A 15945-nucleotide genomic window follows, 5' to 3' on the forward strand; every position below is an offset into this window, starting at 1 on the left:
CAACGACGACCTAAGTCAATTTGCAAGAGCAAGCTGGGAACCAAAAGCGAGGATCGGGAATGTCGAAATTCACACTGAACGGCAAAGTCATCGAAGCGGATGTTTCAGACGACATCCGGCTGCTGTTTTTCTTGCGTGAAGATCTTGGTTTGACAGGGACAAAGTACGGCTGCGGGGTTGCCGCCTGCGGTGCTTGCACTGTGCATGTCGACGGCGAAGCACAGTTTGCGTGTCAATTATATGTGGTCGATCTGGATGGCACAGAGATTACCACCATCGAAGGGTTGTCGGACGCTGGTGATCACCCTTTGCAGAAAGCATGGGTAGCAGAACAGGTGCCACAATGCGGGTACTGCCAATCGGGGCAGATTATGCGGGCGGCCACCCTGCTTGCCAGCAATCCCTCCCCCAGCCGCGACGAAATTCGCGACCATATGCGCCCGAACCTGTGCCGGTGCGGAACATACGCCACGATGACGCGCGCCATCGAACGCGCCGCCAGGGAGGCATGATGATGGACGGGACCCACGCAAGCAGCAAACCCTCACGCCGCAGCTTTCTGGCTGGCGGCGGAGCGTTGATCTTTGTCATCGCCGCTGATGGACAATTGTCGGCGCAGACGGTCGCAGACGACATGCCGATGCCCGCACCCAACATCTGGCTGCAGATCCGCCCCAGTGGTGCGGTACATATCACCTACCCCAACACGGAAATGGGGCAAGGCAGTTCTTCGGCCCTGCCAGCCATTCTGGCCGATGAGCTGGATGCCGATTGGGACGACGTGGTTGTCGAACAACTCAGCGACAATGACCTGCGTTACGGGGACTCCCGTTTTGGCGAGCCGCTGCTTTACACTGCGGGTAGCGGCACGGTTATTGCCTATATGACCAAGATGCGGCTTGCCGGTGCGCAAGCGCGCAAAACCATGATCGCGGCGGCCGCTGCACATTGGTCCGTGCCTGCGGAACGGCTGCGGACGGAGCCGGGCCGTGTCATTGACCCGGAAACGGGTCAAAGCCTGCCCTATGGTGATATTGCCGCAAACTGGACTGGCACGATTGCGATCCCGGATGTGACCGAGACAGACCTGAAAGACCCTGCAACGTTTCGCTATATTGGCAAGGATTTCGCGCGCCACGATGTCTTTGCGAAATCTACAGGGCAGGCAACATATGCCATCGACGTCCGTTTGCCGGATATGGTCTATGCTGCTGTCTTGCGTGCCCCGGTCGAAGGGGAAACAGTCCTGTCGATCGACGATGCAGATGCCCGTGCAATGCCTGGTGTCATTGATATCGTGCCGCTACCCGATGGTATCGCGGTGGTGGCCACCCATATCGAAAATGCCCTGATCGCCCGCGATATGTTGTCGGTCGCGTGGACGGAAACCTCGCCCTTCCGGACGGCGGATAGTGAGGCAGATCTGCAAAGCTATCTGACTGCGGCAATGGACCCGGCTACCGCCACTATTCCGTTTCGCGCTGCCGGTGATGCACCAGCGGCCATCGACGCGGCCCCGCGCCAGTTGGAACGCACCTATCTGTCTGACTACGCCTATCATGCACAGATGGAGCCAATGGCCGTTGTTGCGTCAGTCGATGATGATGGCAAAGGTGCCGATGTCTGGGCGGGCACACAAACCCAAACGCTGACCACCAAGACCATCATGGCAGTGTTGGGCACGTCGCAGGATCGCGTGCGATTGAATATGATGACCATGGGCGGCAGCTTTGGGCGTCGTGTCGAATTGATGCAAAACTATGTGCGCGATGCGCTGCTCGCATCAAAGGCCGTCGGCAAGCCGGTCAAGGTTATCTGGACCCGCGAAGATGACCTGAAGTTCGGCGCATTTCGCCCCATCGCTGCGCAAGTGATGCGTGCGGGGTTGACTGAGAATGGGCAGGTTACGGGCTGGCATCACCGCGTCGCGACCCCGTCTGTCATTGAATATTTCAATCCAGAACGGTGGGAAGCAGCCGCGCCACGCGACGGTATTTCGGTGTCCGGGTCGCAAAACCCCTATTACGGCATCCCGGATTTTCTGTCCGAACATGTCAAAACCGAACGCCGGGCGCGGATCATGCCATGGCGGGCGACCGCATCCAGCTACACGTTGTTTGCCGCGGAATCTTTCGTGGATGAGCTGGCCGCGGATGCCGGGCGCGATGTTGTGGACTTCCGGCGCGATCTGTTGGCGCAAAACCCGTCAGGCAGCGCGATGCTGGAACGGGTTCTGGAGATGTCGGATTGGGACCGACCGCGCACCGACACAGCCCTGGGTCTTGGGCTTGGGTTGCATTTCAGCAGCCACGGTCTTGCCGCTGTCGAGGTCTCGGTCGACCGGGATAGTGGCGCAATATCGGTACACAATATCTGGGGCGCGTTTGATCCGGGTTTGGTTGTGTCGCCGCAAAATGCACTGGCCCAGATCGAAGGCGGGCTGATGTTTGGCGTCAGCTGCGCACTGAAGGAAGAGCTGGTCATCAAGAACGGCGAAGTCGAGCAGAACAATTACTATGACTACGAAATTCTTCGGGCGGATCAGGCACCCAATATCGAACTGGAACTTATGCCCACCGGCGACAAACCAGGCGGGATTGGCGAGCTGTCGACAGGCATGGTCCCTGCGGCCATTGCCAATGCAATGTTCCGCCTGACCGGGCGGCGTTTGCGGCATCTGCCTTTCACCCCCGCGCGGGTGAAAGCGGCGCTCGCTTGAAGCTCAAAAACAACGACAGAGGATTTGACGATGGGTCACACATCTCTTTGCAAGGCCCTTTGTGCGGGTATCGCCATTCTATTGGCACCAGCAGCACAGGCACAAACGGCGGTCAGCGATCCAAGCTATTTGCAGCTGGTAGATCGGCTTGACCGTCCACAGGATGGGTATTGCCTGGATGTCGTTGGGTCCGGCGGGCGCTACGCCTTTGACCGGCCACTTGTGGTGCACAACTGCAAGCCCGGCCAGGCCGCGGATGAAATCGTCACACATATGAGCGATGGAAGCATCCGGTTTCCGGCCTTTGACCTGTGTCTGACCGCGATGGGCGGTGGGCGCACGGTCTTGCCCGGCATCAGCCTGGCATTGCGCGATTGCGGCGAAAACACCGGGATCAGCCTGCTCGAAGTCCAACAGCAGTTCCAGTTTCAGGCAGACGGCAAACTGAACCTCAAGGGCAGTGATCTGTGCCTCGTGGTTGGGCCGCGATCGGCTGAAACCGCAAGTTCAGCGCATCGCTGGCGGCCCATCTACATGGATGTCTGCGACACCGCCCCTACGGATCGCGCAACCTGGGCGCTGATCCCGCCAATGACCTAGCACGCAATACCCATTTCGCGACCGAACGACGAGAAAGGAAAGGCACAAAATGACCACCTACGACCGAATTTCGAGACTGAACCACTGGCTGACCGCATTGCTTTTTGTGGCGATGCTCGGCTTTGGTTATTTTCTGGCATATGGCGGCCTGGCGCTGCCTGAAAAACTGCCGCTCTTGAACAATCACAAGGCCATGGGCGTCCTTTTGTTGATCTTGGCCCTGTGGCGGGTCGGGTATCGGATGATCCAGGGCTTTGCAGAGCCTGTGGGAGCGTTGCCAGCCTGGCAGGAACGCGCGTCGACGGTCAGTCACAAGGTGCTGCTGGCCTGCGTCTTGCTGATGCCGGTGTCGGGCCTGACTCTGGCGGTTTTCTCGGGGATTCCGACAAATGTCTTTGGGCTGTTCACAATACCGGCGGTCGAAAAAGTCGACGCCATGGTGATCGGCGCGCGGATGGCGCACAAGATTGTAGCCTATTTGTTGACGATAACACTGGCCGTCCACATCGCCGCAGCCCTTAAGCATCATCTGGTTGATCAGGACAGAACGCTTTTGCGGATGCTGAAGGGTTAGCACATTCGCGCGTCAATCTTTCAGCGATGAAAAACGCGTGGAGGATCAGCCTGCGCGCCCACAAACAAAGGAAAACCCGCCGATGTCATCGGACAAAACACATGATGCTTCGGCGTCGCCCGGAACAGCCACGACAATTGCGGTCTTGGGTATCTCAAGCCTCACCATAATGGCCAACGCGACGATTGCACCGTCACTACCCGGCATGGCGGTGCACTTTGCCAATGTTCCGGAAGTCGAAGCGCTGCTTGGGCTGATGCTGAGCCTGCCATCGGTTGCGATCATCCTGTCTGCGGCATTGTTTGGTGTTATGGCAGAACGATTTGGGCGTATGCCAATGCTTATGATCGCGCTTTCGCTATATGCGATGGGGGGTGCGTCCGGGCTGTTTGCTGACACCATGACCAGTATCCTGATTGGTCGCATAGTGCTTGGGGTTGGGGTTGCCGGTACGATGACCATCGCCATGATGCTGGCGGGCGAGCTGTGGAACGGCCCGGCCCGTATGAAGTTCATGGGCAAACAATCCGCCACAATGAGCCTTGGGGGAGTTGTATTCATAACCTTCGGTGGGTTCTTGGCAGAAATCTCGTGGCGGGGGGCCTTCGCGTTGTATCTGCTGGCACTACCCGTCGCAGTTCTGGCGCTGATGTACATCAAACCGCAGCCAAAGCCACACAAACGTGCCGGTGGACAAAAAGTACCGCTGGATTGGGGTGTGTGTCTGAAAATCGGGGCGCTTGGGTTTATGACAATGGCGATCTTCTACGTCATTCCTGTGCGCCTTCCCTTTGTTTTGGCTGATATAGGGGTCACGTCGACAGCGGTATCGGGCATGATCCTTGCGTCAGTGACCTTGTCGGGTGTGCTGACGTCGATGAATTTTCAACGGATCGGCCGGGCGCTTTCGCCGATTGCGATCTATGCGGTTTGCTTCGGCTTGTTTGCAATCGGCTACGGGCTGATTGGCACGGCGACAACTGTTTTCCAGATTGTCATCGGGACGCTGACAACCGGGTTGGCGCTTGGTGCCATCATGCCAAACCAGAATTCCTGGCTGATGAGCGTGATAGCCCCCGAGGCGCGGGGGCGTGCCGCAGGGCTTATGACAACATTCGTTTTCCTGGGACAGTTTTGCGGCCCAATGTTCGCGGGGCTGCTTGGGATGTTTCTTTCCCTGAAAGGGATTTTCATCGCCTTCGCTTTGGTGGCTGCCAGTATTTCTGCGTTGTTGTTCTTTGTTGCGAGGATCAGCGCAGGCAATGCGGCAGCAAGTGCAGACCGCGTGTAGCTGACCTTTTTCCGCGATGCCAATTTGATCTGTTGTTGACATCATGTCCTAAATATATAATAAGCGTTGTTGATTATATGCAATCGACATTATGCGCGCAGGACACTGATCTTGCGCAGAGTGATCGTGGCTAACGGGAGGAGAAATCATGTTTGCTCAGGTTATCAAGGATGGTTGTTTTGTCGCTGCGCTCAGCGCCGTGCAGCTGATGCTACCGGGACTGGCATCTGCCGAAACCAAGTTGATCGACACACCGTCTGGCACTTATACAGCGGATGCCAACCACACCACGTTGGCATTCAAAGTCGGGCATATTGGCCTGTCGACCTACGTGGCGCGATTTATTGGGGTGGAGTCGACCATTGCGTTGAATGCAGACGACCCCACACAGTCGCATGTTGAACTGACAGTTGATCCGTTATCCATCAAGGCCGACTATGCCGGAGACTACAGCGCCATTTACCCTGACTCGACTTTCGCGGGCTGGGACGAACATCTGGCCAAGCACGAAAACTTCTTTCAAGCCGACACCTTCCCCGAGATTTCCTTTGTATCGACATCCATAGAGCCAACGGGCGACAATACGGGTATCGTCAAGGGTGAGCTGACGATGCTGGGCAAAACGCTGCCGCTGGACATGGACGTCACGTTCAATGGGGCGCTGGCGCAGCATCCGTTCATTCCCGGCTATGCCGTGGTCGGCTTTTCCGCAACCGGCACCGTGAAACGGTCGGACTACGGGATGACGTTCCTGCTTGAGCCACCCTTCGTGACGGATGAGGTCATGATCGAATTCGAAACCGAATATCTGATGCCAAACGCGTCGTAACAACCCTGCTGGACACAGCCAAAGCAAAGGACACTCCAATGACAAAAATTGCCGCGGTACAGGCTGCTCCAGAATGGCTGGATGCAAAGGGCACGACCGACAAGACCATCGCATTGATCGAACAGGCCGGCCGGCAAGATATTCGGCTGCTGGGGTTCGGTGAGTCGTGGTTACCTGGCTATCCACATATGATCTTTCTCCATCCGCCGATGGAAACGATGCCAATGGTGATGAAATATCGCGAGAATGCGATCTGCATTGATGGCCCCGAGATGAAGGCCATTCGCGAAGCCTGTGAACGGGCGGGCGTCTGGGTCATGCTGGGATTTGCCGAGCGTGACAAGGGCAGCATTTATGCAGCCCAGGCCTTGATTGATGATCATGGAAACCTGCGCATGACCCGCCGCAAGCTGCGCCCGACCCATATGGAAAGGACAGTTTGGGGCGAAGGGCCCGCGACCGATATCAAGGTCGTTGAAACCCCCTTTGCGACTGTCGGGGGGCTGGTGTGCTTTGAGAATGTGCAGCCGATCATGCGCCATGGCATGTACGCCTTGGGTGAGCAGATCCACGTGGCCTGCTGGCCGTCCTTTGGTCTGTTCAAGGGGCTGCGCAAGACCTATGCCTTCTCGAAGGAAGCCAATCTGAACGAATGCTTCAGCTACGCGTTGCAGGGCCAGTGTTTCGTAATTGCGGCCAACTCGATCATTCGCCCCGAAGATATTGATACCGTCACCATGGGCAATGACGCGCTGAAGGAATTCATCCAGCCCGGCGGTGGTGCGGCTGCTGTCTATGGCCCGGACGGATACCGGCTTACCGAGCCGCTGGACGAGCACGAAGATGGCTTTGCAATTGCCGAGTTTGATGCATCCTATATCGAAAAAGCCAAGATCTTTGCCGATCCGGCTGGCCACTACTTCCGCCCGGACGTCGCGAAGCATATTTTTGAGGGCAAGAACACGTCAGTCGTGGCGCAGGACGCGGCTGATCAGCCTGATCCCGAACGGCTGACTGCGGCGGACTAACCCGCCGCAGCCTTTGCGCTATCAGAGCACGCCGTCACAAACTGTCGACTGGCGTGCTTTCACCTTCGAGGATGATGTCAATGAACCGGTCGAATTCCTTGCGCTGCGACTTCGACAGCTTGTCAAGGAAGCGGGCCCTATTTTTCTCGACCATCGGAACACATTGATTAAGCAAATCAATGCCCTTCGGGGTAAGTTTCAATAGACGTGATCGTCCGTCCAGCGCGTCCAGCACCTGATCTATCAGACCCTCTTTGCGCATCTGGACCAGCACACGCGACGTTGCCTGACGCGTCACGCCGATATAATCGGCCAGTTCCGATGACGTACTGATCTTGCTTAGTCCGATACTTGCAAGGACGCACCATTTCATCCGGGTCAAACCAATCTCGGCCAGCTGGCTTTCAAGCCGGGTCTGTATCAGCCGGGAAATACGCGACAGACGATATCCGGCGCTGAGGTGCAGCCGATAATCAGTGTCTAGCAGCCCTTCCACGACAAACTCCTTTGCTGCTTGGTTCATGTTCTTTTTCTACTTTCTGTTCGAGTTGTTGCGGCGAGTCTAAACCACCAAATGGTCGCTGGCCAACTAATATCTCACCAACATATAATAACCAATGTAGATTATAACTTGACAGTATAATACTACATTAGCATTGTAAGCACCATCAAATCCGGCACCGAGTCGGACCAGGAATGAGGGATATGCGGCTTTGTCCACGTGGACGGCACGCATTCTGTTTGGGAGGACATAATGAAGATCAAATCGTTTGCCATTGCCGCAATCAGCGCAATCACACTTGCATTGCCAGCGCAGGCGGAAACCTTGTCGCTGGCCTATTTCATGGGGGCCAATCACCCGATGAACAAGGCGTTCCTGACGCCGATGGGCGAAATGATCGCCGAAGAGACCGGTGGCGCCTTGACGGTCGAGCATTATCCGGGGGGTGCTTTGAATGGTGTCCCTTCTAAGCAATACTCTATCATGCTGGATGGTGTTGCTGACATCGTGTTCATGACCCCAAGTGCCACCAGCCGCCTGTTTCCCAAAACCTCTGTGATCAGCCTGCCCAATCTTTGTGAAACGGCCGCCGAATGCACCACGATGCTGCGGGCCGCGGAAAGCGAGATCGCGACAGAGTACCGGGGCAAGATTGTCGGCCTTTGGACAGCCTCACCACCGGTTCTGATCACACGCGATACGCCTGTTCGGACGCTTGATGACATTCGGGGCATGAAAATCCGGGTTCCTGATCCGACCGCTATTCCCTTTGTCGAAGCTCTGGGTGCATCGCCAGTTGCGATACCGGTGACAGATATCAACCAGGCGCTTGCGAATGGGGTGATCGACGGCATCATGATCGACCCCTCGGGTATCTTGTCTTTCAAGCTGGATGAGCCGGGCAACTATGTCACGAACTGGTTTGCTGGTGGCGCACCTACATTTGTCGTCGCCATGAACCAAGGCGTCTACGACGGGCTTGATGATGCGGGCAAAGCCGCGGTGGACAAGGTTGCAGCGTCGGATCTGTCGATGCAGGCCGCCGAAATGTACTGGAACATCGGGCGCCAGGGCCTGGCACATGCCGAAGAAAAGGGCCTTGAGATCATCGAATTCTCTCCTGAAGACCGCCAAGAGATCGATGCCGTTGTTGCAGAGGTGATGGCGACCGTGTCGGCAGAAGACGCCGGTGATCGCACAGTTGGCGACATCGTAGCCCTCTTGAAGGGCCAATAAGATGCAAGGGCGCCGTCTGGGGGTTGATCGGTTTTTCGACGGCTCCGGCGGTGTCATTGCCGTGATCGGATCCATTGGGCTGTTGGGGCTGGTCTTTTTGACGGTTGCCGATGTGGTCTGGCGTTACGCGCTCAATGACCCGATCTTTGGCCTTATCGACGTGTCGATGATGGTCTCATCAGCGGTCGTGGCATGTTCGGTCACCTGGGCGGCGCTGAAGAAGGCCCATGTGACAATCGAACTGATCGAAGGGCATTTCGGTGTGAAATCCCTTCTGTATCTGGGCCGCATCATCGAGACGCTGACCGCCTTGCTTTTTGCAACCGCCTGTTATGCGCTGATCAAGAAAAGTACTTGCGGCTTTGCCTGCGGTGACATCACCGACAATCTGGCCATTCCGCACGGGCCCTTCTATCTGGCGCTGGCAGCGTCCATGGCATTTTGCGCAGCATTAAGTCTCTGGCGCGCATGGCGCCCGCATCCCACCCCTGTCGAAGAAAGCTAGGTCATGGACTTGTTCGCCATCGCAATCGGCGGTTTCGCCGTACTGTTGTTGTTGCTTTATCTGCGGATGTCCGTGGGCGTCGCCATGATGCTTGTCGGGGCTGCGGGGATCTACCTGATCCGCCCACAAGCGGCCCTTCCCAAGCTGGCACTTGAGATATTTGGCGAGGCGACAAGCTACCCATTGTCGATCATCCCGCTATTCGTGCTGATGGGCAATCTGGCAGGCGTTTCAGGCATGAGCCGGGACATCTACACGGCGGCCCATACCTGGATCGGGCATTTCCGGGGTGGGCTGGCCTCGGCCGCGGTTGTGGGCTGTGCGGGGTTTTCGGCCCTATCCGGGTCCTCGCTCGCCTCGGCCATGACGATGGGGCGCGTTTCCCTGCCGGAAATGAAGCGGTTCGGCTATAATGACAGCCTTGCGACCGGAGCCATCGCGGCAGGTGGCACCCTTGGCATTCTCATTCCGCCATCCGCTGGCTTCGTCGTGTTCGCGATCCTGACGGAGGAAAGCATTGGACGGCTCTTTCTGGCTGGCATCCTGCCGGGGATCATGCTGACATCACTCTTCATTGTGGCGATCTGGCTGTGGACCCTGCGTAATCCCGAAATCGCGCCGCAAAACACCGAACGGTTTTCGTGGGGTCAGCGGTTTTCGGCCCTTGGCCGTGCCAGCGCCATTCTCAGTATCATCTTCCTGACCATCGGCGGCATCTATGGCGGCGTCTTTTCAGCGACCGAGGCCGCCGGGATCGGGGCGTTCCTGACGCTGGTTGTCGCGTTGCTGCGCAGATCGCTGAATAGAGAGAACATCAAGACGGTGTTCAGTTCCACGCTGCAGGCGACTGGCACGGTCTATCTGATCCTGTTTGGCGCGTTCATGTTCAAGTCGTTCATCGGCTTTACCGGCATCACGCTGTTTCTGGCAGAATATGTCGGTGGGCTGGGGCTGAGCGGCACACAGGTGATGATCGCTTTTCTACTGGTCTTCATCATTCTTGGCATGTTCCTGGACAGCTTCGCGATGCTGGTCCTGACGGTTCCCCTGATCCAGCCAATTCTGGAGCCACTTGGCGTGGATATGATCCTGTTTGGCGTCTTGGCGGTGATTGCGCTGGAAATGGGCCTGATCTCGCCGCCAGTGGGGATGAACGTGTTCATCGTGAAAAGCGTCGCACCGGATGTGAATATCGGCACAATCTTCCGCGGCATTTGGCCGTTCTGGGGTGCGATGCTGGTGGCATTGGTGATCCTGCTGCTCTTCCCGCAGATCGTGCTGATGCTGCCCGACACGATGCTGGGCGCGCGTTAGGTGCCGCGCATTCAGGGCAGAACGCCACCGGCGCCCGCCCTGCAACCTGTCCCGAAACTTGTCATAGATCCAGTGTGATGGTCTCGCCTGCCGTTGCTGCACGCGACTGGCAGGTGATCATCGTGGTCTCGCGCTGTGCCTTGGACAGTACGAAATCCCGGTGTTCAACTGCGCCCGCTGTCACGCCGCATTTGCATACGCCGCAAATCCCGTCACCGCATTTCAGGTCGATCGAAATGTCGTTCTCGTTCAGCACGTCGGCAACACTTTTGCCGATGGGGACATCAAACTCCTGCCCGGAACTGGCGATGCGCACGACAAAGGGATGATCCTCGTATTCCGGTGCTTCTGGAACAGAGAAATATTCCAGATGCCTTGCATCCTCCGGGAAACCACATGCCTCTGCCGCGTCCATTACGGATTGCATATAGGCCTCTGCCCCACAGGTGTAGACATGGGCACCGGGCGTATATGTCAGGATTTGGCTCAGATCCGCACGGGACCCTTCATCGCTAATGTGCAACTTGACCCGGTCAGCCCAGGCGAAGGCCTGTAGGTCATCGAGAAAGCCCATGTGTCTGCGGGACCGGCCGGAATAGTGCAGCTCAAACTCTGCACCGATGGCGTGCAGCCGGTGCGCCATGGCCATCATCGCGGTGATCCCAATACCGCCTGCCATCAGGTAGGTTTTGGAAGCGCTTTCAACCAACGGGAAATGATTGATCGGGCGAGAGACGAAGACCTTGCGCCCCTGGGTGAAGATGCGGTGCAACAGCTTGGAGCCACCGCTCCCTTCGTCCTCGCGCAGGACGCCGATCTGGTATTTGCTCCGGTCACTGGGGCAGCCGGACAGGGAGTATTGGCGTAAATACTCGGGTGCGACGACGATATCCAGATGCGCGCCCGCTTCCCATTCAGGAAGGACATGGCCGTTTACCGCTCGCAATTCGTATTTGGTTACCCCCTCGGCCATTACCTCGGCCTTGGCGATTTCGACCTGAATGGCGGGGTTTTCGCCCTCAACTGTGTATTCGTTGATCAGCCCGTCGGTATCACCACGCGCCATCCGCTCTTTGTAAACCTCTGCTGTGACCATGGCTTGATAAGCCTCGATCCCGTCCTCGCGATTAAGCGGTGAAGGGAAGGGGTGCGGTGGCGGCGCAAGGGCGGGTGTGACGACCGCAAGGGTCTGATCCTCGTATTTCAGGTCGAGATCTTTCTGCAGCGCGCGTTCATTGACCGGGTGCTTGGTTGGCCGGAATGCGCCGTCCTCCTGCACTTCCAGATCCCACCACCACTTTTTGACCGGATTGATCTGCCCGCGATCCAGCATGTCATCAAGTTTCGCCAGCGCGGGTGCCGTCCCCGGCACTTTCATCGCGGTCCATCGCCAGGCCGCATCAGCCAAAACACCCTCCAAATTCCAAGGGCAGGTCTTCATGCAACGCCCGCACATGCCCCCACCAAGGTTACTGACCCGGTATGTCGCGCATTTCTGACTATCGGATTTCCATATCTCATAGCCATTATGCATCAGCTTCGGGCCCGCCGTGATCGCACCAGACGGGCATTCCCGCGCGCATTTCTTGCAGCTGTCGCAGAATTTCTGCAGACCGAAATCAATGGGCTTGTCATGGGACATTGGCAGCTCGGTCGTCACAACGCCGGATTTGAGCCTTGGACCCAGATAGGGGTTCAAAATGACCTCGCCAATCCTGCTGACCTCGCCTAGGCCGGATAATAGCAGAAGGGGCGGTTGGATAACCTCGCCCTCAACCATCGTGTGTGCCTTTGCTGGGTAGCCAACATTCCTGATCTGATGTGCGATCACCCCGCCCAGGAGTGCAAAGCGCAGATAGCCCCGCATGGATTGCGCGACCGAAATCCAATCATCGCCGCTGGCCCCTTCCATTGTGTCAAAGCCCTGATCAATCACCATCGAGATCGCCTGATCATGGGATGGGATGACTTCTTCGCCAGCGGCGTTATGGGAATAGTAGGCCCAATCAGGGCAACGAGAGACGCCAACACCATCAACACTTAGAAAATAGGTGGCGGCTTTGACGTGGTCATGCGCCTCTTGCGGGGTGTAGGGGATTTGACATTCCGCAACTGGCCCGTTTTGCAATAGGGCAAAGGCACTGAGTGGGCGACGCTGCGCGGGGGAGGTGGGGCTTTTCATTGTTGCATAGCCACCCTTCCACTTTTGCTGAAGCGGTTTGCCGAGGTCACCAAAGGCCGCGCGGATCAGCATGTCAGACCGCTTTGGCAGCCGTGCAACATTGCCTTCGTCGATATATGTTGTGGGCGCATCAACGCGCTTGATCTTCTCGAACGGATGCGCGCCATCCTTGAACCGGCGCTTGGCATAAAGCATGGCTTTGCTCTTGGGCAGCTTTGCAGCGACCAGCGGCAAATCGGTGCCAACCGGATAAGAGGTTGTCACCGCCGCCATGCCAAAACGCGACCCGATAAATGGTGCGCTTACCTGCCCATCCACAACAGCAGCAAGGCCGGTGGCAACAGCCAGCTTGTTCAGATCAATATCCGCGCTGCTTGCTGTATGCGCCCGCGCGCTGTGGCCCAGCTGCCGCAAATAGGTCGCCACAACGACGGCAGCTTCGGATGCCAGAAGGGCCGAGCGGTGATCTTCTGCGCCCATGATCCAGTCGGCGCCCGGTTCATCCGGGTCCGGTGTCCGGGGATGTTCGAACAAGTAGACGATAGCATGGGTATGCGTGTCGATGGAGCCGGGAGGAGCTTCCATCGACTCGCGCAACTCCGCCATCAGCAGGTCGTGACCGGGTGCCAGCGATTTGCTTTGACGCGTGCGCAGAACCTGCGCCAGTTCTGCGATCCCCTCGTTCAGATAGGGACGGGTCAGGATCGCCTCGGACGGCAGTTTTCCAGTCGACGCCATGGACGCGCCGCAAAAATACCCAAATGATTTCAGATGGTTTGAGCGCTCTTCAAGATCATCCGGTGTTTCAGAGACCAACCCGTTCACGGTCCCGTCACGGATGGCATCCATCATCGCCTGATGTTCGCGCATGGCGTTCACGAGGCTCTGGGGCCTGTCCCTGTCGACAAAGGACAGCGGCACAAATGGCGGTACGTTTTGCAGGTCTGTGTCTTGTTGGCGCGTGGCGTTCTCCAGGGGGAAGCGCCCCAGATGCATGGGCCGGTTTTTCTGAGAGCGGAATTGATTGAACATATCGTTTTGACCTGCCTTGTGTTCCGTTCGACCGATGATGACCGTGGGTCGCGGACTTGGCGTCGGGCCAAGGGCGAGGTCAACTCAGGCTTATATAATCCTAAATCAATATAATAAACCTTGCGTATGATAATCAAGCATTATAACTTGCGCTTGCGTCTTCAAGCGATGCTAGGCCGCTGAGCAAGGCCATAAATGTCTAAAATTCGCCGCCGACGCATGGGCCGGACGGGTCGAAATGGCAGCCAAGGAAAAAGGGAACACCGATCATGTCAGATCAACAAAGCCGCACAGAAATCCGCGAACTTACGCAGGCCGCAATTGGTGTGATCGAAGCGCCCGGGCGCGCGACGGTGATCAGCGCCGAAAACCCCCTGCCGGCCGTCGCGCGGGACGCCACTTCGGACGCGCCACCGTTTGAGCTTTTTCATTTCGGGTTCTCAATTTGCTCGCACAAAGTTCGCGCCGTTCTGTCCGAGTTAGGATTGGAGTTCGGCTCAAATCAGTTCGCCGGTCCAACGAAATACGAAAACTACACGCCCGAATATGTGCGGCTACGACTCCAATCCGATGTCGCAAAAACTTCGAAATTCGTCAGTGGCTTTTCCGGCGCGTCCTCGGTTGACGATGATGGGTTCGATCCTTTGGTCGTGCCCACGCTAGTTGACAATCAAGCAGGAAAGGTGCTGGCGGATTCGAAGCTGATCTGCCTGTACCTCGTGAACACTTATGGCGGCGGCCATGATCTGTTGCCCGATGATCTGAAAGACAGAATTCTGCAGGAAATGGACGTCGTTGACCAAACCCCGCACGTCGCACTGCTTTACGGTGCCGACCCAGAGGGCGATACGCGTCCCACCGACATTCAATCTAGAATGCCGGGCATCCATCAAATCAAGTTCGAAAGCATCAAGGGCCATATGTCGTCGGTTCAAGGGGATGCCAACTTGATGGCGGCCTACAAAGCCAAACTGGAAAAAGAAAAGAACGCAGAGGCGTTCGTCGTGGATGGCACGGCCATGCAAGACGCAACCCAACTGGCCGAGCGCCTGATTGCAGACCTGGAAACGACGCTGCAAGCCTCAACAGGTACATGGTTGTTTGACGACCGCTTTACCTTGGCCGATCTGGTTTGGGGCGTCAGTCTGCTGCGTCTTGACTACCTTGGAAAAAGCCAGTTTTGGGACGGCGACACGCCGCGCCCGAACGTCAAGGCCTACTATCAAAGACTCGCAGCGCGCCCCTGCCTGATCAATGCGATTGTCGATTGGCCCGGGTCACGCAAACGGCTCCAAACCTCGTAGCGAACTGTCGCGTGCTGACGAGTGGCGACAGAGGCTCCAAAAGTAGTCCTGGAACCCACGCTGACCTGAGCATCTTGCGCGCCTGTCGAGACCGGCACCATACCTATCGGGGCCTCCGGTAGCTCTATGGTGCAAGTCGGGGCGGACAATCGTGAAGCCGCCCGAAGGTGACTGCTGCGCTTCCTGTTCATACGCAACAGTGCTTTATCCACCCGTGGAAAAATGCAAATCTGTTGCGCATCGCGGCAGTCCGATCACGTTGTAGAAAAAGTGCGGTCTCGGTTCGGGTCAAATCGACATGCACGAATGACCGGCTTGGCGTGTGCTACCCCGCCAATTAACGACCAGGAACCATTCCGATCGGTGGCACATCCGTGTTTTCCTCAGCCTTAAAGACCCGGCCATTTGAAAGCCGTGCCCGAGCAGGTTCGATAATTTTGTCATCAATTGCACCAGGTAATTGACTACAATATATCCACGTTTCCCACGTCTCGTCCGGCTTAAGTCGTTTTGGCAGCGGTCGTTCCGCGGGGAGGGCAGCGACTGGCGGAGTTGTCTCAAACCAGACATGAGTTAGCTCTATCTCTTTGTCTTGGGACAGATTTGTTACATTGAGAAAAAACGCAAGCTTAGTATCACCAGCAAATTGTGCTGTATGAACCGTGAACCGAACGCGACGCCGGTTAAGATATTCAGGAGCAATTAGGTCAATGGTAGTCTTGATAACATTCCACAAGAGAGACATATCAAAATTTCCCCGGATTTGACGCGTCTACTAGACAAAAGCTACTGTGTACCTTCGCGTATTAGCAAGCCAAATTAAGTGATT

Annotated in this window: 14 protein-coding genes; 11 read left to right on the forward strand and 3 right to left on the reverse strand. The window is 56.8% G+C overall.

All coding sequences use genetic code 11. The annotated features are described in order from the left end of the window. Positions 1-59: 59 nt before the first annotated feature. The 4 genes from AABB31_RS17975 to AABB31_RS17990 are packed head-to-tail and all read left to right on the forward strand — an operon-like array spanning position 60 to position 3893. Complete coding sequence (locus tag AABB31_RS17975; RefSeq protein WP_342076837.1) at positions 60-512, forward strand: (2Fe-2S)-binding protein; 453 nt, start codon at positions 60-62, stop codon at positions 510-512. Beyond that, positions 512-2719, forward strand: a complete 2208-nt coding sequence (locus tag AABB31_RS17980) for a molybdopterin cofactor-binding domain-containing protein (RefSeq protein WP_342076836.1) — start codon at positions 512-514, stop codon at positions 2717-2719. Before AABB31_RS17975 ends, AABB31_RS17980 begins: the two co-directional genes overlap by 1 nt. A gap of 30 nt (positions 2720-2749) precedes the next feature. After that, positions 2750-3319: a ricin-type beta-trefoil lectin domain protein gene (locus AABB31_RS17985; RefSeq protein ID WP_342076835.1), complete on the forward strand. Its 570-nt coding sequence runs from the start codon at positions 2750-2752 to the stop codon at positions 3317-3319. Between the two features lie 49 nt (positions 3320-3368). Continuing rightward, on the forward strand, positions 3369-3893 hold the full coding sequence (locus AABB31_RS17990) for a cytochrome b (protein ID WP_342076834.1): 525 nt from the start codon (positions 3369-3371) through the stop codon (positions 3891-3893). 45 nt (positions 3894-3938) lie between these two features. On the opposite strand, the gene AABB31_RS17995 is transcribed toward AABB31_RS17990, so the two are convergent. Further along, positions 3939-4100, reverse strand: a complete 162-nt coding sequence (locus AABB31_RS17995; RefSeq protein WP_342076833.1) for a hypothetical protein — start codon at positions 4098-4100, stop codon at positions 3939-3941. On the opposite strand from AABB31_RS17995, the gene AABB31_RS18000 reads away from it, so the two are divergent. From AABB31_RS18000 to AABB31_RS18010, 3 genes are all read left to right on the forward strand, one after another. Next, on the forward strand, positions 4099-5184 hold the full coding sequence (locus AABB31_RS18000) for an MFS transporter (RefSeq protein ID WP_342076832.1): 1086 nt from the start codon (positions 4099-4101) through the stop codon (positions 5182-5184). The two genes, AABB31_RS17995 and AABB31_RS18000, sit on opposite strands and share 2 nt — an antisense overlap. A gap of 148 nt (positions 5185-5332) precedes the next feature. Beyond that, positions 5333-6013 carry a YceI family protein gene (locus tag AABB31_RS18005; RefSeq protein ID WP_342076831.1) on the forward strand — a complete coding sequence of 227 codons (681 nt, stop codon included), beginning with the start codon at positions 5333-5335 and terminating at the stop codon, positions 6011-6013. A gap of 38 nt (positions 6014-6051) precedes the next feature. Further along, positions 6052-7041 (forward strand): carbon-nitrogen hydrolase family protein, encoded by a 990-nt coding sequence (locus AABB31_RS18010; protein ID WP_342076830.1) that lies wholly within the window; start codon positions 6052-6054, stop codon positions 7039-7041. Between the two features lie 34 nt (positions 7042-7075). Here the strand turns inward: AABB31_RS18010 and AABB31_RS18015 are convergent, their stop codons facing one another. After that, complete coding sequence (locus tag AABB31_RS18015; protein ID WP_373635109.1) at positions 7076-7564, reverse strand: MarR family winged helix-turn-helix transcriptional regulator; 489 nt, start codon at positions 7562-7564, stop codon at positions 7076-7078. Positions 7565-7795: 231 nt separating this feature from the next. Between AABB31_RS18015 and AABB31_RS18020 the strand changes: the two genes are divergently transcribed. Genes AABB31_RS18020 through AABB31_RS18030 form a run of 3 tightly spaced genes read left to right on the forward strand, consistent with a single transcriptional unit; the run spans position 7796 to position 10598 of the window. After that, positions 7796-8779 (forward strand): TRAP transporter substrate-binding protein, encoded by a 984-nt coding sequence (locus AABB31_RS18020; RefSeq protein WP_373635110.1) that lies wholly within the window; start codon positions 7796-7798, stop codon positions 8777-8779. 1 nt (position 8780) lies between these two features. Then, positions 8781-9284: a TRAP transporter small permease gene (locus AABB31_RS18025; RefSeq protein ID WP_342076826.1), complete on the forward strand. Its 504-nt coding sequence runs from the start codon at positions 8781-8783 to the stop codon at positions 9282-9284. A gap of 3 nt (positions 9285-9287) precedes the next feature. Further along, positions 9288-10598 carry a TRAP transporter large permease gene (locus tag AABB31_RS18030; RefSeq protein ID WP_342076825.1) on the forward strand — a complete coding sequence of 437 codons (1311 nt, stop codon included), beginning with the start codon at positions 9288-9290 and terminating at the stop codon, positions 10596-10598. 61 nt (positions 10599-10659) lie between these two features. On the opposite strand, the gene AABB31_RS18035 is transcribed toward AABB31_RS18030, so the two are convergent. Continuing rightward, positions 10660-13812, reverse strand: a complete 3153-nt coding sequence (locus AABB31_RS18035) for a 2Fe-2S iron-sulfur cluster-binding protein (RefSeq protein WP_373635111.1) — start codon at positions 13810-13812, stop codon at positions 10660-10662. 269 nt (positions 13813-14081) lie between these two features. On the opposite strand from AABB31_RS18035, the gene AABB31_RS18040 reads away from it, so the two are divergent. After that, positions 14082-15116: a glutathione S-transferase family protein gene (locus AABB31_RS18040; RefSeq protein ID WP_373635112.1), complete on the forward strand. Its 1035-nt coding sequence runs from the start codon at positions 14082-14084 to the stop codon at positions 15114-15116. Positions 15117-15945: the final 829 nt, after the last annotated feature.

It is taken from the genome of Yoonia sp. SS1-5, from assembly GCF_038443705.2.
In the GTDB taxonomy this organism is placed as follows: domain Bacteria; phylum Pseudomonadota; class Alphaproteobacteria; order Rhodobacterales; family Rhodobacteraceae; genus Yoonia; species Yoonia rhodophyticola.